Source organism: Rhodoplanes sp., from assembly GCF_013377085.1.
GTDB lineage: Bacteria > Pseudomonadota > Alphaproteobacteria > Rhizobiales > Xanthobacteraceae > Rhodoplanes.
Genome location: NZ_JACAAX010000004.1, coordinates 234342 through 257092, shown reverse-complemented (window position 1 = coordinate 257092; position 22751 = coordinate 234342). Strand labels below are relative to the sequence as shown.

At 68.0% G+C, this 22751-nt stretch carries 23 protein-coding genes; 13 read left to right on the top strand and 10 right to left on the bottom strand.

The features are described from left to right. Nucleotides 1-66 precede the first annotated feature (66 nt). Nucleotides 67-372 carry a hypothetical protein gene (locus tag HXX10_RS05645; RefSeq protein WP_296520559.1) on the bottom strand — a complete coding sequence of 102 codons (306 nt, stop codon included), beginning with the start codon at nt 370-372 and terminating at the stop codon, nt 67-69. Between the two features lie 362 nt (nt 373-734). Here HXX10_RS05645 and HXX10_RS05640 point away from each other — a divergent pair, with 362 nt between their 5' ends. The 5 genes from HXX10_RS05640 (at nt 735) to HXX10_RS05620 (ending at nt 5672) form a co-directional block, all read left to right on the top strand. After that, nucleotides 735-1628 carry a dihydroorotate dehydrogenase electron transfer subunit gene (locus tag HXX10_RS05640; protein WP_296520558.1) on the top strand — a complete coding sequence of 298 codons (894 nt, stop codon included), beginning with the start codon at nt 735-737 and terminating at the stop codon, nt 1626-1628. Beyond that, on the top strand, nt 1622-2575 hold the full coding sequence (locus tag HXX10_RS05635; RefSeq protein ID WP_296520557.1) for a dihydroorotate dehydrogenase: 954 nt from the start codon (nt 1622-1624) through the stop codon (nt 2573-2575). Before HXX10_RS05640 ends, HXX10_RS05635 begins: the two co-directional genes overlap by 7 nt. A gap of 30 nt (nt 2576-2605) precedes the next feature. Beyond that, on the top strand, nt 2606-3889 hold the full coding sequence (locus HXX10_RS05630; protein ID WP_296520556.1) for a Zn-dependent hydrolase: 1284 nt from the start codon (nt 2606-2608) through the stop codon (nt 3887-3889). A 256-nt stretch (nt 3890-4145) separates the two neighbouring features. After that, the gene (locus HXX10_RS05625) at nt 4146-4910 is read left to right on the top strand and encodes an orotate phosphoribosyltransferase (RefSeq protein WP_296520555.1); all 765 of its coding nucleotides are present in this window, start codon (nt 4146-4148) and stop codon (nt 4908-4910) included. Nucleotides 4911-4961: 51 nt separating this feature from the next. Beyond that, nucleotides 4962-5672: an HAD-IA family hydrolase gene (locus HXX10_RS05620; RefSeq protein ID WP_296520554.1), complete on the top strand. Its 711-nt coding sequence runs from the start codon at nt 4962-4964 to the stop codon at nt 5670-5672. Nucleotides 5673-5689: 17 nt separating this feature from the next. On the opposite strand, the gene HXX10_RS05615 is transcribed toward HXX10_RS05620, so the two are convergent. Further along, on the bottom strand, nt 5690-6580 hold the full coding sequence (locus tag HXX10_RS05615; RefSeq protein WP_296520553.1) for a hypothetical protein: 891 nt from the start codon (nt 6578-6580) through the stop codon (nt 5690-5692). Between the two features lie 179 nt (nt 6581-6759). On the opposite strand from HXX10_RS05615, the gene HXX10_RS05610 reads away from it, so the two are divergent. Then, nucleotides 6760-7320 (top strand): Spy/CpxP family protein refolding chaperone, encoded by a 561-nt coding sequence (locus tag HXX10_RS05610; RefSeq protein ID WP_296520552.1) that lies wholly within the window; start codon nt 6760-6762, stop codon nt 7318-7320. 46 nt (nt 7321-7366) lie between these two features. Here HXX10_RS05610 and HXX10_RS05605 read toward each other — a convergent pair whose 3' ends face one another. Together HXX10_RS05605 and HXX10_RS05600 are read right to left on the bottom strand one after the other, a co-directional pair. Continuing rightward, complete coding sequence (locus HXX10_RS05605; protein ID WP_296520551.1) at nt 7367-7648, bottom strand: HlyU family transcriptional regulator; 282 nt, start codon at nt 7646-7648, stop codon at nt 7367-7369. Nucleotides 7649-7732: 84 nt separating this feature from the next. Then, nucleotides 7733-7978 carry a hypothetical protein gene (locus HXX10_RS05600; protein ID WP_296520550.1) on the bottom strand — a complete coding sequence of 82 codons (246 nt, stop codon included), beginning with the start codon at nt 7976-7978 and terminating at the stop codon, nt 7733-7735. Nucleotides 7979-8361: 383 nt separating this feature from the next. Between HXX10_RS05600 and HXX10_RS05595 the strand changes: the two genes are divergently transcribed. Both HXX10_RS05595 and HXX10_RS05590 read left to right on the top strand, forming a co-directional pair. Beyond that, nucleotides 8362-9144: a hypothetical protein gene (locus HXX10_RS05595; RefSeq protein WP_296520549.1), complete on the top strand. Its 783-nt coding sequence runs from the start codon at nt 8362-8364 to the stop codon at nt 9142-9144. A 130-nt stretch (nt 9145-9274) separates the two neighbouring features. Further along, nucleotides 9275-10228, top strand: a complete 954-nt coding sequence (locus tag HXX10_RS05590) for an OmpA family protein (RefSeq protein WP_296520548.1) — start codon at nt 9275-9277, stop codon at nt 10226-10228. Between the two features lie 18 nt (nt 10229-10246). Here HXX10_RS05590 and HXX10_RS05585 read toward each other — a convergent pair whose 3' ends face one another. Beyond that, the gene (locus tag HXX10_RS05585) at nt 10247-11065 is read right to left on the bottom strand and encodes a lytic murein transglycosylase (RefSeq protein ID WP_296520547.1); all 819 of its coding nucleotides are present in this window, start codon (nt 11063-11065) and stop codon (nt 10247-10249) included. A gap of 241 nt (nt 11066-11306) precedes the next feature. Between HXX10_RS05585 and HXX10_RS05580 the strand changes: the two genes are divergently transcribed. Together HXX10_RS05580 and HXX10_RS05575 are read left to right on the top strand one after the other, a co-directional pair. Beyond that, on the top strand, nt 11307-12233 hold the full coding sequence (locus HXX10_RS05580; protein WP_296520546.1) for a hypothetical protein: 927 nt from the start codon (nt 11307-11309) through the stop codon (nt 12231-12233). Nucleotides 12234-12237: 4 nt separating this feature from the next. Next, nucleotides 12238-14409 carry a tetratricopeptide repeat protein gene (locus tag HXX10_RS05575; RefSeq protein ID WP_296520545.1) on the top strand — a complete coding sequence of 724 codons (2172 nt, stop codon included), beginning with the start codon at nt 12238-12240 and terminating at the stop codon, nt 14407-14409. 26 nt (nt 14410-14435) lie between these two features. On the opposite strand, the gene rpoD is transcribed toward HXX10_RS05575, so the two are convergent. The 5 genes from rpoD to HXX10_RS05550 all read right to left on the bottom strand — a co-directional run bounded on the left by rpoD (nt 14436) and on the right by HXX10_RS05550 (nt 20415). Further along, entirely contained in the window at nt 14436-16562 is a 2127-nt protein-coding gene (rpoD, locus tag HXX10_RS05570; RefSeq protein ID WP_296520544.1) for an RNA polymerase sigma factor RpoD, read from the bottom strand. A gap of 354 nt (nt 16563-16916) precedes the next feature. Beyond that, the gene (gene dnaG / locus HXX10_RS05565) at nt 16917-18875 is read right to left on the bottom strand and encodes a DNA primase (protein ID WP_296520543.1); all 1959 of its coding nucleotides are present in this window, start codon (nt 18873-18875) and stop codon (nt 16917-16919) included. 120 nt (nt 18876-18995) lie between these two features. Then, complete coding sequence (locus tag HXX10_RS05560) at nt 18996-19295, bottom strand: hypothetical protein (protein WP_296520542.1); 300 nt, start codon at nt 19293-19295, stop codon at nt 18996-18998. A 2-nt stretch (nt 19296-19297) separates the two neighbouring features. Then, nucleotides 19298-19855: a menaquinone-dependent protoporphyrinogen IX dehydrogenase gene (hemG, locus tag HXX10_RS05555; protein WP_296520541.1), complete on the bottom strand. Its 558-nt coding sequence runs from the start codon at nt 19853-19855 to the stop codon at nt 19298-19300. Between the two features lie 107 nt (nt 19856-19962). Next, nucleotides 19963-20415 (bottom strand): GatB/YqeY domain-containing protein, encoded by a 453-nt coding sequence (locus HXX10_RS05550; protein ID WP_296520540.1) that lies wholly within the window; start codon nt 20413-20415, stop codon nt 19963-19965. 149 nt (nt 20416-20564) lie between these two features. Between HXX10_RS05550 and carA the strand changes: the two genes are divergently transcribed. From carA to HXX10_RS05535, 3 genes are all read left to right on the top strand, one after another. Further along, complete coding sequence (carA, locus tag HXX10_RS05545; RefSeq protein ID WP_296520539.1) at nt 20565-21749, top strand: glutamine-hydrolyzing carbamoyl-phosphate synthase small subunit; 1185 nt, start codon at nt 20565-20567, stop codon at nt 21747-21749. A gap of 188 nt (nt 21750-21937) precedes the next feature. After that, a complete protein-coding gene (locus tag HXX10_RS05540; RefSeq protein WP_296520538.1) occupies nt 21938-22177 on the top strand; it encodes a DUF4160 domain-containing protein in 240 nt (79 codons plus the stop codon). Continuing rightward, a complete protein-coding gene (locus HXX10_RS05535; RefSeq protein ID WP_296520537.1) occupies nt 22164-22649 on the top strand; it encodes a hypothetical protein in 486 nt (161 codons plus the stop codon). The genes HXX10_RS05540 and HXX10_RS05535 overlap by 14 nt, the downstream gene beginning before the upstream one ends. Nucleotides 22650-22751 lie beyond the last annotated feature (102 nt).

The following is a 22751-nucleotide window of genomic DNA, read 5'->3' as shown; positions in this document are numbered from 1 at the left end:
ACTGCTTCGCAACAGTCTCGGAATCCTCCGAGTCAATCACCCGGAAACCGTATCAGACGCCGCAGATCAGCCGAGATCGGCGGCGGCGATCGCGTTGAGGGTCGCGAGCTGCTCGGCGGGCGCCGCACGCTGCGACGCGGCGGCCTTCTCGGTGATCTCGATCAGATGGTCGAAGGCCTGGTCGGCGACGTCGCCGGTGAGCGGATGCTCCTCGTAAGAATCGATGAAGCGGCCGACCAGCAGGGCCAGGATCTGATAGAGCGCGACATGCTCTCGGTCGGACCCGGCGAGGTTCAGCACCTTCTGCTGGAAATTCTTGTAGGTCCGAAGGCCGTTGTGCTGGGCCTTCAGCCAAGTAAGCAGCTCGTCCACGAGTGTTCCCTCCCTCGAAGCAACGATGGGCGCACGCAGCGCCCACGGAGAAGAAACCACCGTTGATACCACAGCAAGCGGAAAAAAAAAGAGATTAAATCGCGCCGAAAGCCCGACTGGAGGTGACAAGCGCGGCCCGCCGAGCCCCGAGCGGGTTCATGATATCTTTGTTTTATCGTCACAAAATATTGTTCAGACGGTCTCCGGATTGACAAACCGGCACATCGCTGCGATTGTCTCAAAAAATAGACGGTCGGGGCCGGGTGCGGCGACGGTGACGATCACCGCTCGCGCCGGCCGAAACGATTCGAAAGCGGCGCCGCAGCCGATGGGGATTGGCCGGTGCGGGCGGAAAGGGCGCCATGGGCCAGACGATCAGCTTCCAGCCGGTCCGCCTCGGTGCCGCGCCGGACGGGTCGGCGCCGGTGGGGCCGGCCGCCACGGCGCCAGTCGCACCGAGCCACATCGCCGACGTGCTCGGCGTCGTCGTCTCCCATGTCTGGCTGAACGACGAGTACCGCCACCTGGTGCTGGAGGCGCCGGAGCCGGCACCGCTCGCCCGGGCCGGCCAGTTCTTCAATCTCGAATGCCCGCACACGGCCGAGGACAAGCCGTTCCTGCGGCGGCCGATGAGCCTCTACCGGGCCGACCCGGTGCACGGCATCGTCGAGTTCCTCTACAAGGTGACGGGCGTCGGCACCCGCGGGCTCGCGTCGATCAAGGTCGGCCGCACCATGCGGCTGCTCGGCCCGCTCGGCGTCGGCTTCTCGATTCCGGACGGCGCGCGCAGCATCGTGGTGCTGGGCCGCGGGGTCGGCCTGGCGACGCTCGCCCCGCTCGCCGAGATGGCGGCTGCCCGCGGCGTCGGCGTCACGGCGATCCTCAGCGCCCGCAGCGCCGCCACCGTGATGTCGGTCGAGCGCTTCGCCGCGATAGGCGCCACCATCCAGATCGTGCTCGACCAGGACGGCACCAGCGATCCCGCCAATGTCGAGCGCATTCTGCGCGAGGCGGCGGCCGTGGGCCGCGCCGACGCCTTCTACACCTGCGGCTCCAACCGGCTGATGCTGCTGATGCAGCGGCTCGGCCGCGAGCTGAGCATCCCGGGCGAGGTCGCGCTCGAGCAGCAGATGGCCTGCGGCCTCGGCATGTGCTTCTGCTGCGTGCGCAACTTCTCGGTCGACGGCGTCGTCGAGGCCCGGCGCGTGTGCACCGACGGCCCGGTGTTCCGGCTCGACGAGGCGATGCCATGGTAGACCGCGGCAGCGTGGATACCCGGGTCCGGATCGGCGACCTCGTCCTGAGAAACCCGGTGATGCCGGCCTCCGGCACCTTCGCCGAGGGCCTCGCCCCGGTGGTGCCGTTCGAGCGGCTCGGCGCACTCGTGACCAAGACCGTCACGGCGGAGCTGCGCGGCGGCAACCCGACCCCGCGGGTGTGCGAGGTCGGCCAGGGCATGCTGAACTCGATCGGCATTCCCAGCAAAGGGATCGACGACTTCCTCGAGCACACGCTGCCGTTCTATCGCGGCTTCGCGACGCCGCTGGTGGCGAGCGTGTCGGCGCCGTCCGGCGACGCCTTCGCCGAGGCGGTGGCGCGGCTCGACGCGCCCGGCGTCGCCGCCATCGAAGCCAACATCTCGTGTCCGAATATCGAGGAGGACGGCAAGGCCTTTGCGATGGATCCGCGCTCGACCGCCCAGGTGGTGGCGAAGATCCGCCGCGCCACCAAGCTGCCCGTGTGGGTGAAGCTGTCGCCCAACACCGGCGACGTGGCGAGCGTCGCCCGCGCCGCCGAGGACGCCGGCGCCGACGCGCTGGTGGTCGCCAACACCATCCTGGCCATGTCGATCGACATCGAGACGTTCCGGCCGCGGCTCGGCAACGTGATGGGCGGGCTCTCCGGCCCGGCCGTGAAGCCGATCGTCGTGCGCATGGTCTACCAGTGTGCGCGCGTCGCAAGGATCCCGGTGATCGGCTGCGGCGGCATCTCCACGGCGGCCGACGCCGTCGAGTACATGCTGGCGGGCGCCAGTGCCGTGCAGGTCGGCACCGCCACCTTCGTGCGGCCGACCGCGATGCTGACCGTCATCGACGGCCTGATCCAATTCTGTGCCCGCAAGGGATTCGCCCGCGTCGCCGATCTCACCGGCGCCGTCCACGATGCCGACATGACGGTCGACACCGTCGAGGTGGCGTCATGAGCCTGTCCATGCCGTGAGCGAGATCGTGCCATGAGTGACGCCGCCGTGGTCCGCCTTCCCGAACCCCTCCGCCTGCGCGAGCTCGCCGCAGAGCTGTTCGACACGTTGCGCGAAAAGAGCTTCGACGGCACCGGCATCACCCGCGAGTGCTTTGCCGAGGGCGAGGACGCCGCAATGGCGATCTATCGCGAGGTCGCCGAGCGGCACGGGCTCAAAGCTCGCGTCGACGCCGCCGCCAACATGATCGTGACGCTGCCGGGCGACGACGGGACGAAGCCCGCGCTGCTGCTCGCTTCGCATGCCGACTCGGTGCCGCAGGGCGGCAATTTCGACGGCGGTGCAGGCTGTGTCGCCGCGCTGCTGACCCTGATCCGCCTCGCCGCCGAGGGCACCCGCCCGCCCTGTCCGGTGCGCGCCATGGTGCTGCGCGGCGAGGAGAGCGCCTTTTACGGTCGCGCCAATATCGGCTCGCGCCTGCTGTTCGGCACGCTCGACCTGAAAGACCTCGCCGCCAAGCGCCGCGGCACCGGCCGCACGCTGCGCGAGGCGCTCGCCGCCGCCGGCATCGACGTCGAGGCGGCCGCCGCCGGCCGCCGCATGATCGATGCGTCGACCGTGAAGGCCTATCTCGAGCTGCATATCGAGCAGGGCCCGGTGATGGTCGCCCGCAAGTTCCCGACCGCGGTGGTCACCGGCATCCGCGGCAATCTGCGCCATCGCTCGATCATGTGCCGCGGCGAGGCCGGCCACTCCGGCACGGTGCCGCGCTGGCTGCGGCGCGACGCGGTCTTCGCGGTCGCCGATCTCCTGATGCGGCTCGACGAGCACTGGATGCGGCTCCTGGAGCGCGGCCTCGACCTCGTCGTCACCACCGGCGTGATCTACACCGATCCGGAGCAGCAGGCGCTCAGCCGCATCCCGGGCGAGGCGTTTTTCAGCTTCGAGGTTCGAAGCCAGAGCTACGAGACGCTGGAGGCTTTCTACGAGCTGTTCCGCTCGGAATGCCGCGCCGTGTCGGACGTGCGGCACGTGAAGTTCGAGTTCGACGACCGCGTCTACGCCGAGCCGGCCCGCATGGACGAGGCGATCGTCCGCAAGCTCGTCGCTGCGTCGGAGCGGCTCGGCCTGCCGACCGAGACGCTCGCCTCCGGGGCCGGGCACGATGCCGCGGTGTTCTCCAATGGCGGCGTCCCATCCGGCATGATTTTCGTGCGCAACGCCAACGGCTCTCACAATCCCGCCGAGGCCATGGACCTCGACGACTTCATGCGCGGCGTCGAGCTGATGCACGCCTTCGCGGTGGAAGGGCCTTGATCGCGGCCGCGCGATCAGGGGTTGCGGCAGCGCCGCGGCCGGCGCGCAGGGCACCCGTGCGGCAGCGTGTTGGCCACGGAGAAGCTTGGGGAAATCGGTTTTCGCCAGTCCCCGGAGTCGGTTGACTGGCAGGTCGCATGGGGCGATAAGAGCCGAGTCGCGCTCATGCTCGAGAGACTGTCTCGGCGCCGGGAGTTTAGGCTCACCGGCGGCTTTTCGCGCGCGGCTCATGACGGTGCCAGAGACGGAGGACCCCGTGAGCACGTTTTCCCCCCCGACCGAGAAACGCGTGATCGCTCACCAGACGGCGCGAATGCTGCTGGAGATCAAGGCGATCCAGTTCAACGCCAACCAGCCTTTCGTGTTCACGTCGGGGTGGGCGAGCCCCGTCTATGTCGATTGCCGCAAGATCATCTCCTATCCGCGGCTGCGCTCGGCCCTGATGGACTTCGCCGCCTCGACCATCCTCACCGAGATCGGCTACGAATCGATCGACAACATCGCGGGCGGCGAGACCGCCGGCATCCCGTTCGCGGCCTGGATCGCCGACAAGCTGATGCTGCCGATGCAGTACATCCGCAAGAAAGCGAAGGGTTTTGGCCGCAACGCCCAGATCGAGGGCGAGGTGGTGGTCGGCTCGCGCACCCTGCTGGTCGAGGATCTCGCCACCGACGGGCGCAGCAAGGTCAACTTCTGCAATGCCCTGCGCAAGGCGGGCGCCACGGTCGACCACTGCTTCGTGCTGTTCTATTACGACATCTTCCCGATGGTCAGCGGCAATATGCGCGACCTCGGGGTGGAGCTGCATCACCTCACCACCTGGCGTGACGTGCTCGAGGTCGCGACCCTGAGCGGGCACTTCGACGCCGGTGTTCTCACCGAGGTGAAGGCCTTCCTGGAGGCGCCGTCGGCGTGGTCGGCGGCGCATGGCGGCATCTCCAATTTCGACAGCGACCCGGAGAATGTCGGCACCGGTGCCGGCGGACCGAAGGCCGCGGCCGGCGCCAGCGCAGCCGCCTGATCCGATGCCGTCTCCCGCCCCGAACACCACGATGCCGGCGGACGGCCGCGCGTGACGGCCTCCCACCACGGCCATTCGCATCGCGGCACGGTGCTGCTGGACCTCGACGGGACCGTCAGCGATCCGGCCGGAGGCGTCTACGCCTCGTTCCGATATGCGCTCGAGCAAGTCGGAAAACCGTGGCCGGACGACCAGCCGCTGGCCTGGATCATCGGGCCGCCGCTGAGCGAGAGCTTCTCGCTGCTGCTCGGCGATCACGACAAGGCGAAGCAGGCCCTGCAGCACTACCGCACCCATTACGGGGCGGGCGCGCTCTACGACAACCGCCTCTATCCCGGCATGTCGGATGCGATCGCGACGCTGGCGGAAAACGGCTTCCGTCTGTTCGTCGCCACCTCGAAGCTCGTCACCTTCGCCGAGAAGATCGTCCAGCGGTTCGGCCTGGCCTCGCGCTTCGAGCGGGTCTACGGCTCGTCGCTCGACGGCCGCATCGACAAGAAGGGCGACATCATCGCCATGTGCCTGGCGGCCGAGGACATCGATCCCGAGACCTGCCTGATGGTGGGTGATCGCGAGCACGACGTGAACGGCGCGCGAGCGAACGGGCTCGACTGCATCGGCGTCACCTGGGGCTATGGCAGTGCCGACGAGCTGACCGCCGCACAGGCGCTGACCCTATGCGAGCGGCCGGCCGACCTCGCCACCCTGGTCTCGCACGCCATCGAGGCGCGCATCCCGACCGAGCAGTCCAGCGAGGCGTGACGCCGGCGGCACGGGCGTCAGCCGGCGGCGCGATCCGCCTGCAGGGGCCGCCCCGGCGCCGCGCGATGGCGCCCGATGCGATCCTTGGCGGCGGCAGCCGCCCCCCGATCACGGATCACCGCCTCGAGCTCGTCGGGCGGATAGCCTCCGGCCAGCATCAGCCGCTGGTCGAGCGCCCGCATCACCACGACATCGAGGGGAACCGGCGAGAATCCGTTGCCGGCCACCTCGTGCGCCGACCGCAACGCCGCGATCCGGTCGGCGAAGTGCTCGCGTTCCTTCATCACGGCCAGCATGAAGCTGCGGTAGCTCATGTCGGCGAGCCTGTGGCCGAGAATCTGAATTCCGCGCCGGCTGTGCTGGGTGATCGGCGAGAAGATGGCCGGCGCGTAGACGCAGGCGAACAGGCTCAGCAGCATCGTCAGCGACGCCGAGGTGATACGCTGGCGCACGGCCTCGAAGTTGATCTCGTCGACGAGCGCGAAGGTCTCCGGCGACGACGCGCCGATATCCCGCAGCGCCGGCCGGGCGGTGCGCTCCAGAAAGCCGACGAACTGCTCGCGCTGGCCGAGCCGCAGCCGATCGGTCAGCCCAAAGAAGTTCAGCCAGCGATCTATCAGCCCGGCCGTGAGGACCGGGGCCGCCCTGAACTCCGCCGACAGAACCTCTTCTCCTGCTCGCCATCCGGCCACCGCGGCCCGGACCGACAGATCGTCGAGATAGCTCTGATCCTGCATGCCAGTACCTGTGTTGCGCGAGTTTTGCGCGGGGGCGTGGCCGGTGCCCAGGGTCCGCCCGGCAATCCGGACGAGCCGCTCGATCGAAGCGAGGCGAGGCGAGCCTCCGGCAGGAGGCGTGGACACAAGCAAGCACGATCCTGCAACGCGCGAAATGGCCAAAAGGTCCACGATCGTGCGTCATGCCTGCCCCGCGATGGCGCCGGCTGCCGTCGATGGTCCTCCGATGGTGCGGTCCTCGGGTGTTGCTTGACCGCCCTGCGTCGCCTGGTCGCCCGCTCCGCTTGACCCAGGTCAACATCCTGCCGGTTGGTAGCGCGACACTATCCTAGCAAACAGGAGGTGGCACTATGACGACGATGCGTCTCGTCGGCACGGTATTGGGACTCTGCCTCATCGGTGCGGCGCCGATCGCCCCGGCCCTGGCCCAGGCGCCCGCGCAGCCACCCGTTCAGGCCCAGGCGCCGGCCCCCACTCCGGCCTATCCCGAGCCGGTGCGCGGTGCCCGCGGCACCGTGCTTCTGCCCGGCGTGATGACCGGACCCGGCACATTCGGAACCGCCGGCATGCGGCGCCTTTGTGATCCCCGCTCGGTCGGCCTGACCCAGTGGCGCGTCACCTGGGTCGAGCGCATCATCAAGCCCACTGCCGCACAGCAGAAGCCGCTCGAGGATCTGAAAACGGCGTCGACCAAGGCGATCGACCTGTTCGCGACGGCCTGCCCGCGGCGCGCGCCGCGTCTGCAGACCGCCGACGCCCAGCTCGCCATGATGGAGAAGCGGCTCGACACCGCCATGCAGGCGATCCGGCTGGTCCGACCGGCCTTCGACACGTTCTATGCGTCGCTCGACCCGGGCCAGAAGGCCAAGGTCGACGAGCTCGGCCCGAAGCGCAGCGGCTGGCTGTGGTGACGAGGGTCGCGTAGGGCCCGCAGCGGCGCGCGACAACGCGCCGGGGTCAGTCGAACATCCGGTCGCCCTGAAGATCGACGATCTGCCGGGCCTTGGAGAGCGAGAAGGTCTTCGCGTCGTCGAGCGAGGCGTGGCTGTCGGCCCGGATGAACCGGTGCTCCTTGCGGACGCCGTCGATGTTCTTCTCGATGGTGCCGGCGGTCTGGTACTGCCCGCCGTTCTGGAACGGGGCGGGGCGGATCACATAGCCCTTGTACTCGACCGGCTCGCCTTGCGGCGTCTCTGCGGGCGCCGAGCGCCCGCCGAACAGGGATTTCAAGAACGACATCGAGGATCACCGTAGTCCGGATGGGGTCGCGGCCAGCTTAACCCCGAACCCGGCACCGGCAAACCGTCGTCTCCGGAGCGCCGATCAGTGGGCCCGGCGGCTGTTGGCCTCGAGCGCCGCCTGCTCGGCCCGGCCCGTCGCGTTGCGCAGCGAGCCGTCCATCACCAGGATGACGAGGATCCAGGCGATGACGAAATTCGAAAAGAACAGGCCGAGAAAGACCATCAGTCCCACCGCCGACGAGACCGCCGTTTCAACATAGTAGCTGAGGGCTGCAGCCAGAACGCCGCCGAGCACGACGAACAGGACGTACATGATGAGCGCCTTCATCGACGGCCTCCGGTGGGTTGACAGGGACGTTCCGAGACAAGGGAACGGGCGACGCCGGCGGTGCCGGGCGGCAGACGGCGGCGCGGAAGCCGAAACTTACACGGGGCTGACAGAGGTCTCAACGGTAATCGGTCGCAAAGCCGCAATGCTGACCTGCCGCACTGCAGCAGATGCCGCGCCGTCACGCCTCGCAGTCGAGGCTGACGCAGCCGCCGGCGTGGCCCGGCGGCGAGCCGCACGGTGACGGCATGGCCGACGCCGTCATGGAGGCATTGCCTTGTCCGGCGCTGCTTCGACGGGTACCGGGCGGCTTCTCGAAGCCGCCATGCGATGCTAAAAAATGCCGGACGCAGGCCTGCCTGGGGAAGCCGAGGGATCTCGACATGACCAAACCCGCCGTGACCCGCGTGATCGAGCACGTCGTCGGTGCGATCGAAGCCGCGCCGGTGTTCGACGATCCGTTCTGCCTCCTGACGCTCGAGCAGGTGTTTCCCGACGACGTCTATGCGGAGATGATCCGCTGCCTGCCGCGCCCCGGCGACTACCGCGCCCTCCCGGGCCGCAACAACGACAATGTCCGGACCGACGGCACCGTCACCCGGGTGAAGATCGATCTGTTTCCCGAATACATCCGCCACTTCTCGGCCGAGACGCGGCCCGTGTGGGAGATCGTCGGCGCGGCGCTCACCTCGTCGACGGTGCAAGCGGCCTTCGTGCGCAGGCTGGCGCCGGGCCTCGCGCGGCGCTTCGGCGACCAGCACGCCGACATCGACATGTATCCGATCCCGGTGCTCACCCGCGATACCGCCGGCTATCGCATCCCCCCGCACACCGACACGCGCTGGAAGGGCATCACGGTGCAGCTCTATCTGCCGGCGGACGATGCGAATGCCGGGATCGGCACCATCATGAACCGCCGCGAGCCCGACGGCAGCTTCTCGGTGGCGCGCAAGATGCGCTTCGTGCCCAACAGCGGCTACGCCTTCGCGGTGAACGACATCAGTTGGCACTCGGCCGATCAGGTCGGCCCCGAGGTGCGCTCGCGCGACAGCATCCTGCTCACCTATTTCGTCGACTCGGGGCTCCTGCGCGCGCTGCGCAACCGCGGCAAGCGGATCGGCAACCTCCTGCTCAACGAGATGCGCCACATCACGGGCCGGAGCTGACGGGCGCAGGCGCGCCCGCCGTCACGGCCAGCGCCCACAGCCGCGTCACAATCCTGTTCGACGCTGCCGGCGCGATCCCGAGATCGCACGGCCCGCACGGCCGAGCCCGGTTCCGACGCGAGGTTTGCGCATGCCGCGATGTGCCGTCGTTCTCGCTGCCGCCCTGCTCGCCGCCTTTCTCGTCGACGTCGCCGGGCCGCGGCCATCGACGGCGCAGGCACAGGCGCGCGACGTCGCCGGATCGCGCGACCATCCCGGCATCGGCCGCTTCCGCGGCAGCGTGATCACCGGCTATGCCGCGAAGGACTTCGACGCGGCGCGGTTTCAGGCGGCGGCGTTTGCCGACGGCAAGCCGACCGACGCGCGCCGGCTCGAGGGCCGCATCACCCGCATCGCCTACCGGACCGGCCCGGGACCGTCGATCCTCGAGGTGGCGCGCAATTTCGAGACCCAGCTCGCGAAAGCCGGGTTCGAGACCGTCGTCGCCTGCGATGCCGATCCGTGCGGCAGCATCCCGTTCGCCGAGGCGGTCGACACACTGCCGATCCCGCAGATGTGGGTCGACGGCTTCGACTACCGCTATTTTGCCGGCCGCAAGACGGACGGCGGCCGCGAGACCTGGGCAAGCGTCCTGGTGAGCCGCAACAACGACGACATCACGGCGCAGCTCGTCGTCGCCGAGCTGGGGGCCGTCACCAACAAGATGGTCGACGCCGCCGCCATGGCCAAGGGCCTCGGCGAGAGCGGGCACATCGCGCTCTACGGTATCTATTTCGACACCGACAAGGCGGTGCTCAAGCCGGAGAGCCGGCCGACCCTCGACGAGATCGCCAAGCTCCTCGCCGTGCAGCCGCAGCTCGCCGTCGTCATCGTCGGCCACACCGACAGCCAGGGCGGCTGGGACTACAACATGGATCTGTCGCGCCGTCGCGCCGAGGCGATCGCCACCGAGCTCGCTGGCCGCTACGCCATCGCGCGGCCGCGGCTGCGCACTGCCGGCGTCGGTTTCCTCGCTCCGGTCGGGCCGAATGCCACCGAGGCGGGCCGCGCCCTCAACCGCCGGGTGGAGCTGGTGGCGCCTTAGCGGCGCATCCTCGGGCTGTCACGGCTCCGTCAGCCGCTGGGCGAACAGCGCCATGGTCTTGCGGTAGATGACCGAGCGGTTCCACTCGCGCATCACCTCGAAATTCGCCGTTCCCTCGTCGAACGGCGCGCCGGAGCGCCAGCCGTTTACTTTCAGCAGATTGGCCGTCGAGGCGAGCACGTCCGGCACGCTGTGGCGCAGATCGACATGGCCGTCGCCGTCGTAGTCGACGCCGTACTTGATGTAGGACGACGGCAGGAATTGCGTCTGGCCGATCTCGCCCGCGAAGGCCCCGATCATGTCGCGCAGCGGCAGGTCGCCGCGCTGGACGATCTTCAGCGCCGCCAGAAGCTCGCCCTGGAAGAGCTCGGTGCGGCGGCAGTCGTGGGCGAGCGTGGCGATGGTGCGCACCACCGGCAGCTTGCCCATGTCGCCGGTGCCGTTGTCGCTCTCCAGCGTCCAGATCGCCATCAAGAGCTCTTTCGGCACGCCGTATTGCCGCTCGACGCGGGACAAGAGCGCGGCGTGCTTCTGCATCAGCGTCTTGGCCCGCTTGACGCGGGCCGGAATGACGCGCGTCGCCGCATACTCCTCGAAGGTTTTCTTGAAGGTGTAGCGCTGGCGGCGGTCGAAGTTCAGCACCGCCGGATCCGAGGTGACCCCGGCAAACGCCTGGTCGATCACGCCGCGCGACACGCCGGTGCCTTGCGCCTCCCGTCCCATGGCGGCCAGAAACGTGTCGAAGTCGCCGCCGCATTGGGCGGCGGAGGCCGGGGTGGGCCCGAACGACGTCAGAGCCAATAGGCACGCCAGTGCGGCGAACGTCCGAACAGCCATCCCGGTCCCCATCTCGCAAATGTGCATCGCAGCGGACAATGCCACGCGGGTGCGGCGGGGGGAAGGCAGGGCGCCGGGGGCGCCGAGCACCCGATCGGCGCACGCGTTTTGGCCGGCCCAAACTCCAGAACAATAAAAACGGTTTACGACAGCGAAGGTTTCCTTTTACAGTGGTTGTGGATTTTCACTGTTGCAGCTTTATACCTAAGCTCCGGTCATCACCTGTCTTTTCGGCCTTGTCATGCAGTTCGAAAACCCACAATTGCAGGACGCGCTCGTCAGATGGCGCGAGCTGAAGGACTCGAAGAAACGCTCGGAGGCAGACAACATCTGGTTCGAGCAAAGAGTAAGCGCAAAACGACAGGCCGTATTCGAGCAAGAGGCCCTCGGAGCCGTCGATCCGGAAAGCTTACGAAAGGCCCACATCGACTATTGGAGCGAGTTCGTTCGCGTCGGCGACGATGTTCCTCATACGTTCATGGCATCGATCGATCCGACAGACCTCGGCGCGATCGATGAAACACAAACAATCGTTCGCGTCGAAGCGTTGACGCGACCGCTGGCGAAACACGGAATTTCATTCGACGACCTGTCGAAAGCCTACACAGGCAACGATGTCCCGGTGATCCAAGCTTTTCTCGCCGTCTGGAACACCGCCGACATTCGCGACCGCCGCCCGGCCTTCGCGACCTTCAAGGACGAGGTGGCGGACGACCTGGAGCGTGCCAATTGGCCCGATCGCCTGCGCGACCGGCTTGGGCTCGCGCATTATGATTGCGCGGCGGGTCCCGTTCCTGTCGCCCTGATGGAGTACACGGTGGCCGAGGTCCGGGCTTCTGCCGCGAAGGCGTCGGTGTCGTATGCCTTCACGGCCCCGACGGTCCTCGACAGCGGTCCTTGGCCCTACTTCTTTCCGGCGCCACCGGAGCTTTGCTGTGGACGCACCATGACGCTCTACGAGGTTCAGGACGACAAGGAACTGTTAGCGGAAATCCTTCATTTTCGTATAGACTACGAGCGTCGGCACCTCCTGCGGCTCGGCGAGATCCGTGCTGCGCCGGGCGGGGTCGATCTTCGGAGCCTTCGCAACCACCACCTGCTTGCGTTGCATATCGCCGCAGGACGGGACGACTTCGGAGAAGACATTCCGAATGAGTGCCCTGAGTGAGCCCATGACCCCCGGTCGCCATCCCTGGCTGGTGCGGTTCGAGGACGCGCCGGAGGAGGCCTTCGGCGACTTGCTCGCGGGCTATGCCGACATCCATCCGTACGAGCGCGCCGACGCCCCGGATGCGGCTCACATGCTGTTCGGTCCTCTCGATCCGAAGGATCGCACGCGCGCCCTTTTGGGGCCGGCCATCCTGTCCTGGCTGGAAAAACGGCGGAAAGCGCCGCTGCCCGCCGCGCGGCCGAAGCTGCAGCGCCACATCCGGGAGATCAGCGAGGCGTTCGAGATCGTCGCGCTGCTGAACGTCGCCGATGCGGCGGTGGAATTACGGCGCCGGCGTCTGGTCTGGGATGACTGGACCGCGCGCTTGGTGCTGTCGCCGGCGCGGGATGCCCGCGCCGCCTATTGGCGCACACTGGCCCTGACCCAGAAGCTGGCTGCCGATAAGGCGCCCGACCTGAGCCGTAACGGCCTTGCGCCGATATGGCAGCAGATCTGCCGCGAGGCTGGAGCCCGCTTGCCGCGGCACTATCTCTCGATCGGCCTTCTCGGCCTGCGGAGGCTTCCGGGCGTCGACAAGGATTCGGAACTTCTTCCTTGGGCAGCCGGCCTGGCGCAATGGGCCCTGGCGCGAAACCCGTCGGACGCCGAGTTCAAGGCCGAATGGCTCGGGCTCAAGCCGCTCTATCCGCGGGCGCCGGAACGCTGGCGAAAGCTCGTCTCGACCCTGTTGTCGACCCGCGAGTTCCGCGACAACGGCATCGAGCCGCCCGGCTGGTGGCACGTCGATCCGGACTTCGAGTCGTTGACACAGAAGCGGTACATCGCCTCGGGGACGCCGCTTCGCTCTCCGATGCCCGAGGACTGCGACCACGTCATCGGCCGGCTCGACGAGCCGTTCGAGACCATCGAGCCGTTGATCGACGACCTGTTCCAGAAGCACCGACGCTATCTCTCCGCGACCGGCCATTCGCACTATTTCGTGCGTGCCGTTCACATGCTCGGCCGCGAGCTGATCGTGCGGGGCGAGGACGCCCGCCATGCGCGCGCCGTCAAGGCGCAGGCGCTGGCCCGCGAAGGGCTGCGATGGGAGCCTTACAACCGTCACCTGGGGGCCTTGTGGTGCGACGCACTGGTGGCGGACGGTGCGCCCGACGCCGCGGAGCTGGTCGGCTGGGAGAGGGTCCGGCGCGATCAGACCGACGTCAATGCCCGGACCCAGCTCGCGACACTGCTCGTCAACGAGCTGGGCCGGCTCGAGGATGCGGAGGCGCTGCTGAAGGACACCATCGCGACGTTTCCGCACGACGTCGTCGCCAGGACCGAGCTGGCCGAGCTGCTGATCTTCGAGGATCGGATCGACGAGGCCGCCGAGGTCGTCGATGATGCGATCGACGACGGCGCGGCGGATGAAGCCACGTATTCGCTGCGGGCGCGACTGTGGTCGCATGCCGGCCGGCCGAACGATGCGTTACGAAGCGTGGAGGACGGCATCGCGCTGGCCCTCGACAACGGCGTGCTCAAACGGCACAAGCAGGACTTGAGCAAGGGCAAGTCGCTGCCGCTGAAGAGCCAGGCGTTTCGGGAGCCGGAGCATCGCGAGGCGGCCGGTCGCTTCCTGGCTCCGGCGTCCGACCCTGAGCTTGCCGAGGTGGCACGGCTCGGGACGATACGACGACTGCGCTTTGAGCTGGAGTCGGTTCCCGTCGAAGACCGCAAGAGCGCGCTGGACGAGCTTGCGCAGATCCTGCGCGAGGATCCGACCTTCGCCTATGCGGAGCTTCTGGCCGCGCGCCATCGCATCTGGGAGGCCGAGCCCGGCACGTTGCCTCCTTTCGCCGCCGCCTTCGAGGATGCGCTCGCCGCGGAGGACCGCGAGAGGCTGGAGAAGCTCGCCGCGCGGCAGCCGAAGCTGAGGGCGCTGATCCTCGTCGCGCAGACTCTGCTCGGAGACGCCGCCGCCGCACAGGAGATCGAGCGCTGGCTCGGCGATTCCGAGGCGGCCGACCTGGAGCCGGCGATTGCCGGCCTCCGATCCGCGTTGCGCCCTGCGCTCCGTCTGGTCGAAGACGGCCGATCGCTGACCGACGTTTTCAGTGAGATCCGGCCGGTGGTCGTTCGTGCATTGCACGACTCCAATGAAGCCACCCTCGGCGACGCGCTACTCGCGGCATAGAGCGAGAGAGGGCGTCGCACCCTTCCTCAGTTGTCCAGGAAGCTCCGCAGCTTCCGGCTCCGCGACGGGTGCTTCAGCTTGCGCAGCGCCTTGGCCTCGATCTGACGAATGCGTTCGCGCGTCACCGAGAACTGCTGGCCCACTTCTTCCAGCGTGTGGTCCGTGTTCATCCCGATGCCGAAGCGCATGCGCAGCACGCGTTCTTCACGCGGCGTCAGCGAAGCAAGGACCCGCGTCGTCGTCTCGCGCAGATTGCTCTGAATCGCCGCGTCGATCGGCAGGATGGCGTTCTTGTCCTCGATGAAATCGCCGAGATGCGAATCCTCCTCGTCGCCGATCGGCGTTTCGAGACTGATCGGCTCCTTGGCGATCTTGAGAACCTTGCGAACCTTCTCCAGCGGCATGCCGAGCTTTTCGGCGAGCTCTTCCGGGGTCGGCTCGCGGCCGATCTCGTGCAGCATCTGCCGGCTGGTGCGGACGATCTTGTTGATCGTCTCGATCATGTGCACCGGAATGCGGATGGTTCTTGCTTGATCCGCAATGCTGCGGGTGATCGCCTGCCGGATCCACCACGTCGCGTAGGTCGAGAACTTGTAGCCGCGGCGGTACTCGAACTTGTCGACCGCCTTCATCAGGCCGATATTGCCCTCCTGGATCAGATCCAGAAACTGCAGGCCGCGATTGGTGTACTTCTTGGCGATGGAGATCACGAGGCGCAGGTTCGCCTCGACCATCTCCTTCTTGGCTTGGCGCGCCTCGCGCTCGCCCTTCTGCACCATCTGGACGATGCGGCGGAATTCCAGGATTTCCAGGCCCGTCTCGGCGGCCAGCGCCTGGATGTCGCCGCGGATCTCCTTGATCCGATCCTTTTCACGCGCGACGAAGTTCTTCCAGCCCCGCGCGGACAGTTTCGACACGCGGTTGAGCCAGCGCGGATCGAGCTCCGAGCCGAGATAGTTGCGCAGAAAGTCCTCGCGATGGACCGCGTGGCTCTCGGCCAGGCGCATCAGCCGGCCCTCGTAGCCGACCAGCCGCTTGTTGATGTCGTAGAGCTGCTCCACCAGCGAGTCGATGCGGGCCTGATTGAGGCGCAGCGACTTCACCTCGGCGATCAGCTCTTCCTTGAGCTTCTTGTACTTGCGCTCCTGGGCCGGCGACAGCGACTCGTTCTTGAGCTTGGACTCGACGTTCTGGTCCTGCAGGCGGCGGAGCTTCTTGTAGGTGTCGGCGACGATGTCGAAGGTCTCGACCACCTTGGGCTTCAGCTCGGCCTCGATGGCGGCGAGCGACATCGAGCCTTCGAGATCGTCCTCGTCCATCTCGCCGTCGGGAATCGGGCCGTCGGCGGCCTCGTCCTCGGGCTCGCCTTCGCGCGCACCCGGGCGCACGCCCGGCTTCGCCGTCGCAGGGACGACGGGCTTGGCGACCGGCGCCACCGGCGGCGCCTCGACCGGAACCGCGTCGCCTTCGGCGCCGGGCGGCGCCACGACGGCCGCGCCGCCCTTCGCCTCGGGCCCCGCATAGGTCGCCTCGAGGTCGATGATGTCGCGCAGGAAAACCTTGCCGGCGTTGAGCTCGTCGCGCCAGATGATGATGGCCTGGAAGGTCAGCGGGCTCTCGCAAAGGCCGGCGATCATCGCCTCGCGGCCGGCCTCGATGCGCTTGGCGATGGCGATCTCGCCCTCGCGCGACAGCAGTTCCACCGAGCCCATCTCGCGCAGATACATGCGGACCGGGTCGTCGGTGCGCTCGCCGGGCTCGGCGCGCTCGGTCTTGGCCGGCGTCGTGCGGGTGACCTCGACCAGCTCGCCTTCGCTCTCCTCCTCCTCCTCGTGCGCCTCCTCGGGCTGCTCCTCGGCGTCGTGCTCCTCCTGCTCGACGACATTGATGCCCATCTCGTTGAGCATCGCGAAGATGTCCTCGATCTGGTCGGAGGTCACCTCCTCGGAGGGCAGGACGGCGTTGATCTGGTCGTGGGTGACGTAGCCGCGCTTCTTGGCGAGCTTGATCATCTTGCGGACGGCGGCGTCCGACAGGTCGAGCAGCGGCAGCGGCGTATCCGGCGTGTCGGGCGTCTGGCCTTCGGTCGCCTCGTCCTTCTTGTCCTTCACGACCTTGTCCTTGCCGGTCGCTTTCGTCCTGATGGTCGCCATGAGTTCTCCTGAAGCCGCGCTCTCGCCCTACGCCGTTCTCGGCAGCCGCCGTGCCGCCGTCGGCCACGAGGGCAGCATCGTCACCGCCCGAGTTACCGCCCGCCTGTCGATCCGTATCGGGCTCGCCCCCAAAACAATTAAAGAGTCGCCTCGCCGCCCGCCCGAGACCCCTCCGCGCCGTCCGCCGTCCCGACGGGGGCACGCACCGTCCTTCATGCTCCCAGGGTTTTTTGCGTCCACCCTGAGCGTCCCGGCCCCGAGGCCGGCCCACGGGCCCGCATCGGTCGAAAGCAGTCTCTCCGCCACACCCACCCGGCCTCCTGCCCCGCGGGCGGGCCGCCGGCTGCAAACCTGTCAGAGGCCCCGCGTCGGGCGTCCCGACAAGGCGCCAAAGCCCTCGATCGAGGCTTCCGTGCCCTCGATCGCGGCCAGACGGCCCTGAACGTCGCGCAGCCACGCATAATTGCGCTCGCTGGGCTCATCGCCCAGCGCGCGCTCGGCCTCTTTGAGTTCCTTATTTAGCGTCCGGTTCTTGTGATGCAAGGTAAGAACATGGCGCCACCACGGCCGCACGTCCTCCGGGGCGGCTCCGGGGCGGGCGGGCCAGTCCGACACATGGGTCAGGGCAGCCCCGATCCGGGCGATGATGTCGCCGAGGTCATGGTCGGCAATGGCCGCCCGCAGGGCCTCCGCGTCCATGTCGTGGTGGGTTGCCACCGCGTCCAGGATGGCACCGCGCAGCCGGTCGGCGTCCGGGTGGACGAGGTCGAGGGCGGCAAACTCCTCGGCATGGCCGTCCAGCAACCAGGGGTGGTTGAGAACCGACAGCACGATCAGGGCTTCCCGGGCCGGCAGCACGGCGCGCGCGCCGCGCACCACCGGGCTGGTCGACAGCCGCGGGCTGACGGCGCCGACGAACCGCTCCGCCGGCGCGCCCGGACGCCCGCCCCGCCCAAAGCCCTTGCCGCGCTGCTCGCGACCCGTGAAGGCGGAGGCGCTGCGCTCGCGCGACGGGTAGCGGCCGCCCCCGGCCATGGCGGGCTCGGGCGCCAGCAGGCCGCGCAGCCGGTTGCCGAGATCGGCCCGATAGTATTTGCGGATCGAGTCATGGCCGATGCCGGCCAGGAGCGCGTCGAGCCGTGCCTCCAGGCCGGCACGGCGTTCCGGCGTATCGAAGTGGCCGGTCTCGGTCTCGCGCATCCAGAGAATTTCGGCGAGCGGCTGGGCGGCGCCGAGCACGTCGGCCATGGCGCCGGCGCCGCTGGCCCGGATCAGGTCGTCGGGATCGTGGCCCTGCGGCAGGGTGGCGAAATAGAGGCTCTTGCCGGGCTGCAGCAGCGGCAGCGCCATGTCGACGGCCCGGTAGGCGGCGCGCCGGCCGGCCGAATCGCCGTCGAAGCAGAGGATCGGCTCGTCGGCGATCTTCCACATCAGGGCGAGCTGGTCGGCCGTCAGCGAGGTGCCGAGCGGCGCCACCGTGCCCGGAAAGCCCGCCGTCACCATGGCGATGACGTCGACATAGCCCTCGACGGCGATCAGCGGCGCACCGGCATGGACGGCGGCCCGGGCAGTCGCGCCATTATACAACAGGCCGCCCTTGTGGAAGAGCGAGGTCTCCGGCGAGTTCAGGTACTTGGCCGACACCTCCTTGTCGAGCGCGCGGCCCCCGAAGGCGACGATGCGGCCGCGCAGGTCGCCGATCGGGAAGATCACCCGGTCGCGGAAGCGGTCGTAGGGCACCGGGATATCGTCGCCGGCGACCAGCAGGCCCGCCTCCACCATGTCCTCGACCGACACGCCCAGCCCGCCCAGATGCTCCTTGAGGGCGAACCGGTCGGGTGGCGCATAGCCGATGCGGAACTTGATCTGGGTCGCCGGATCGAGGCCGCGGTCGGCCAGATAGCCGCGGGCCCGGGCGCCCGCCCGGGTCGCCAGCGTCGCCTCGAAATACGTCGCCGCGAGCTCGACCACGTCCAGCAGCGTGCGGCTGTGCCGCGCCTGCTCGGCCGCCTCCGGCGACGACTTCGGCACCGCCATGCCGGCCGCGCCAGCCAGCCGCTCCACCGCCTCGGGAAAAGACAGGCCCTCGGTGGCCATCACGAAATCGAAGATATTGCCGTTGCGGCCGGACGAGAAATCGAACCACATCCCTTTTGAATCGTTGACGAAAAAGGACGGAGTCTTCTCCTTGTTGAAGGGCGAGAGGCCTTTCCATTCGCGCCCCGCCTTCTTCAGCTTGACGCGCCGCGACACCACCTCCGAAACCGGGAGGCGGGCGCGCAGATCGTCGAGAAACTCGGGCGGGAACCGCATGGTGATTCGGGAGCCTAGGCCGGCGCTGCCGCCAATGTAAGGCGCCGCCGGGCGGGACGGACCGCCCGGGCGCGCGGGACCGGGTTGTCCCGGTTATCCACAGGGCGGCGGCGAGCGCGCTCACCCGCGAGAGAACGTCACCAGGCGCTCACGACCAGTGTCGTCATATTCCCGCTCGACTGGCGCCGGGCTGCACCCGTCGAGGTCGTCCTCGTCGAAGACGTGCTCGGGAACGGCGTAGGGCGGGCCGTTGTACCAGCTCGGATCGTGGTCGAGATCGAGCTTGATGGCGACGATCGTGCGCGTGCCGACATCGGTGCAGCGCCAGCGTCCGGTCGCGGTCAGGAACTCGCACCCGATCGAAAACTCCGCATGTGACATGCCGATCGGCACGAAGTCGTCCGTGTCTTCCACAGGCATGATCACCCCTTGACCGTCGCCGCCGTCTTCGCCTCCAAAACCTCGGCAATCTGCCCCGCGAAGGCATCCACCCTGTCCCACTGGGTGTACTCGACGACCGAGGCCGGGTCGGTCGGGCCGCCCGTGACCAGCATAATGAAGCGGATCATGGTCTTGTCGAAGAGGCCGTAGCGCGGGTAGTCGAGGCGGCCCGCGAAGGCGGTGGCGAGCACCGGCGACAGGGCGTTCCTGGCGATCAGCTTGCGCAGATAGACATTGCCTTCGGCCGTGTCCTTGCCGGGTTTTCGCGCCGTCAGGTTGACCGAGGCGAGCACCAGCGGGGGCGGATTCTCCAGCGCCCGGAACGTCTCGATGAAGCGCAGGCCCTCGGGCAGGTGCTTGCCGTAGCGGATCGACATGACGGCGACGACCAGCGGCGCCCGGGCGAGGTCGGCGGCCGTCGGCGGCGCGCTCCCCAGATCCGTCGGCGTGGCGGATAGTCCGCGGGCCGCCAGGCGGCCGGCGATGTGGGTCGCGATCTTGCGGGATTGCCCGTCGCGCGAGGCATAAAAAATCTGCATGGAACAGCTCGAACAATCAATATGTGAACAGTCGGCCGCGGCCGCGGATGCTCCGCGGATCTAGTCCTCCCGGTCCCGCATCGGGCCGACGATGGCGGTCCGGACCGTCACTTCAAGAGCCCCTTCACGATGCCGCTCGCCTTGCCCATGTCGAGCTGCCCGGCATGGCGCTCGCGCAACGCCGCGATCACCTTGCCCATGTCCTTCATGCCGGCGGCGCCGATCTCGGCGATCACGGCCTTCACGGCGGCCTCGGCCTCCTCGGCGGAGAGCTGCTTGGGCAGATAGGCGGAGATGACGGCGATCTCCTCGCGCTCCTTGGCGGCGAGCTCGGGCCGCGCGCCCTTCTCGTACAGCTCGACCGATTCCTGGCGCTGCTTGATCATCTTCTGCAGCAGCGACAGCACGTCCTCGTCGGCGAGCGCCGCCTTGCCCTGGCCGCGCGCCTCGATGTCGGCATTCTTCAGCGCCGCATTGACCAGCCGCAGCGTCGACACCTTCGGAGCGTCGTGCGCCTTCATGGCCTCCTTCAACGCAGCGTTGATGTTTTCGCGCAGCATCGCCCTACCCTTCGTCCCAGCGTGAGGCCCAAAACCTTGCCTCGGCGCCTTTTATACGCAAATAAGGCGGGACGGCCAGAGCGCGCGGCCGCGCCGTCGCCCGGACCCGGTCAGGGCGCAAGCCGAACTCCTTGTCGGACAAGAGCACCATGTCGAACCAGACCTCCACCTGGGCGGACCCCAAGCCCACCGCCCTGCTCGTCCTCGCCGACGGCACCGTGATCGAGGGGTTCGGCCTCGGCGCCGCCGGCCGGGCGGTCGGCGAGGTGTGCTTCAACACCGCCATGACGGGCTACGAGGAGATCCTCACCGACCCCTCCTATGCGGGCCAGATCATCACCTTCACGTTCCCGCACATCGGCAATGTCGGCACCAACGAGGAGGACATCGAGACCGTCAACATGGCCGCCACCCCGGGCGCCTGCGGCGTGATCCTCCATTCGGCCATCACCCGGCCGTCCAACTACCGGGCGACCCGGCATCTCGACGCGTGGCTGAAGGCCCGCAACGTGATCGGGCTCGGCGGCATCGATACCCGGGCGCTGACCAACCTGATCCGGGCCAAGGGCATGCCCAATGCCGTCATCGCCCATGCGCCGGACGGCAGCTTCGACCTCGACGCCCTCAAGACCGAGGCCGCGGCCTGGCCGGGCCTGGTCGGCATGGACCTCGTCCCGAAGGTCACCTCGGGCCAGCGCTTCACCTGGGACGAGACCGAGTGGGTGTGGGGCAAGGGCTACGGCCGGATGGAGAACCCCGACCTGCACGTGGTCGCCATCGACTACGGCATCAAGCGCAACATCCTGCGGCTTCTCGCCGGCATCGGCGCCAAGGTGACGGTGGTGCCGGCCAAAACCTCGGCCGAGGACATTCTGGCGCTGAAGCCGGACGGCATCTTCCTGTCCAACGGGCCGGGCGACCCGGCGGCCACCGGGGCCTACGCGGTGCCGGTGATCAAGACCCTGATCGATCAGGATATTCCGACCTTCGGCATCTGCCTCGGCCACCAGATGCTGGGCATCGCGCTCGGCGGCACGACGCGAAAGATGCACCAGGGCCATCACGGGGCGAACCATCCGGTGAAGGACCTCGAGACCGGCAAGGTCGAGATCACCTCGATGAACCACGGCTTTGCGGTCGACCGCGACAGCCTGCCGGCGACCGTCAGGGAGACCCATGTCTCGCTGTTCGACGGCTCCAACTGCGGCCTCGCCGTAAATGACCGGCCGGTGTTCTCGGTGCAGTACCACCCCGAGGCCTCGCCCGGCCCGCGCGACAGCCACTACCTGTTCCAGCGCTTCGCCGGGCTGGTGCGCGAGCGCAAGCGGGCGTGAGGGCGGTCGCCGCGGTCCCGGTTCAAACCGGGGCCTGAAGCACCCTCACTGATTGCATTTTTATGGCAGCTCAATAATTTGACGACGCGGCGCACGCGCCGCCGCGTCCTAATTTTGCGCAACCATTGCCCATTTTTCTTGATCATGCGCAATCATTGCACTATTTTCTACGTTCAAGGATAGCGGCGATGCCGATGATCGTGCGGCTGAGCCAATGCAAGATATGCATCTACCCCGGAGATCACATGCCGCCCCATTTCCATGTTCGCGGACCTGGATGGACGGCGGCGATCGAACTCGGGTCGTTCCGGGTCCTGAAGGGACGAGGACCGAAGAGCGCCCTGGAAGAGGCGATCACGTGGGCCGAAAGCCCGGACAATCAGGATCGACTGGCGCACGCGTGGAGACGGCTCAATGAGCGGGACTGAGGTCCTCGACACGGGCATTCCGATGGCCCGCATCGCCACGGCGCGGGTCGTCGGCCCATCGCGCCTGGAGATCACCTGGGCCGAAGGCAGCCGGGCCGGACGGACGGAGATCGTGGACATCGCCCCTCTGCTCGGGAGCTACAAGGTTTATAGGCCGCTGCGAAACAACCCTGTTCTGTTCGAGACCGCGCATGTGATCGAGGACGGCGACGCTGTCGCCTGGGACGGGCCGGATCTCGACATGTCGGCGGACCTGATCGAGACGATCGCCGAGCAGGAGATGGACAGCATCGAGTTCGCCCGCTTTCTCGAGCGCAATCACTTGACCCAGCAGGCCGCGGCGGCGCTGCTCGGCCGCAGCCGGCGGCAGATCGGCTACTACCTGAACCCCGGCCCGGTCCCGCGCATCGTGGCTCTGGCCTGTTTCGGCTACGAGGCCCTGGTCGCCAAGCGCCGCGTCGACGCGGCCTGACACTGCGACGCCCTGCCGAAGGGCCGCGCGCAACTAGGCGCTCCGCTCGGTTGCGGCGGCCGTCGGGCTAGACCTGTCCGAATTGGACCGTCCGGCTTAAGG

Bases quoted from the DNA above. Each gene is read 5' to 3' on its own strand.
- HXX10_RS05640 (WP_296520558.1), top strand. From the start codon at position 735: ATGGGCCAGACGATCAGCTTCCAGCCGGTCCGCCTCGGTGCCGCGCCG.
- HXX10_RS05635 (WP_296520557.1), top strand. From the start codon at position 1,622: ATGGTAGACCGCGGCAGCGTGGATACCCGGGTCCGGATCGGCGACCTC.
- HXX10_RS05630 (WP_296520556.1), top strand. From the start codon at position 2,606: ATGAGTGACGCCGCCGTGGTCCGCCTTCCCGAACCCCTCCGCCTGCGC.
- HXX10_RS05610 (WP_296520552.1), top strand. From the start codon at position 6,760: ATGACGACGATGCGTCTCGTCGGCACGGTATTGGGACTCTGCCTCATC.
- HXX10_RS05605 (WP_296520551.1), bottom strand. From the start codon at position 7,648: ATGTCGTTCTTGAAATCCCTGTTCGGCGGGCGCTCGGCGCCCGCAGAG.
- HXX10_RS05600 (WP_296520550.1), bottom strand. From the start codon at position 7,978: ATGAAGGCGCTCATCATGTACGTCCTGTTCGTCGTGCTCGGCGGCGTT.
- HXX10_RS05595 (WP_296520549.1), top strand. From the start codon at position 8,362: ATGACCAAACCCGCCGTGACCCGCGTGATCGAGCACGTCGTCGGTGCG.
- HXX10_RS05590 (WP_296520548.1), top strand. From the start codon at position 9,275: ATGCCGCGATGTGCCGTCGTTCTCGCTGCCGCCCTGCTCGCCGCCTTT.
- HXX10_RS05585 (WP_296520547.1), bottom strand. From the start codon at position 11,065: ATGGCTGTTCGGACGTTCGCCGCACTGGCGTGCCTATTGGCTCTGACG.
- HXX10_RS05580 (WP_296520546.1), top strand. From the start codon at position 11,307: ATGCAGTTCGAAAACCCACAATTGCAGGACGCGCTCGTCAGATGGCGC.
- HXX10_RS05575 (WP_296520545.1), top strand. From the start codon at position 12,238: ATGACCCCCGGTCGCCATCCCTGGCTGGTGCGGTTCGAGGACGCGCCG.
- rpoD (WP_296520544.1), bottom strand. From the start codon at position 16,562: ATGGCGACCATCAGGACGAAAGCGACCGGCAAGGACAAGGTCGTGAAG.
- dnaG (WP_296520543.1), bottom strand. From the start codon at position 18,875: ATGCGGTTCCCGCCCGAGTTTCTCGACGATCTGCGCGCCCGCCTCCCG.
- HXX10_RS05560 (WP_296520542.1), bottom strand. From the start codon at position 19,295: ATGCCTGTGGAAGACACGGACGACTTCGTGCCGATCGGCATGTCACAT.
- hemG (WP_296520541.1), bottom strand. From the start codon at position 19,855: ATGCAGATTTTTTATGCCTCGCGCGACGGGCAATCCCGCAAGATCGCG.
- HXX10_RS05550 (WP_296520540.1), bottom strand. From the start codon at position 20,415: ATGCTGCGCGAAAACATCAACGCTGCGTTGAAGGAGGCCATGAAGGCG.
- carA (WP_296520539.1), top strand. From the start codon at position 20,565: ATGTCGAACCAGACCTCCACCTGGGCGGACCCCAAGCCCACCGCCCTG.
- HXX10_RS05540 (WP_296520538.1), top strand. From the start codon at position 21,938: ATGCCGATGATCGTGCGGCTGAGCCAATGCAAGATATGCATCTACCCC.
- HXX10_RS05535 (WP_296520537.1), top strand. From the start codon at position 22,164: ATGAGCGGGACTGAGGTCCTCGACACGGGCATTCCGATGGCCCGCATC.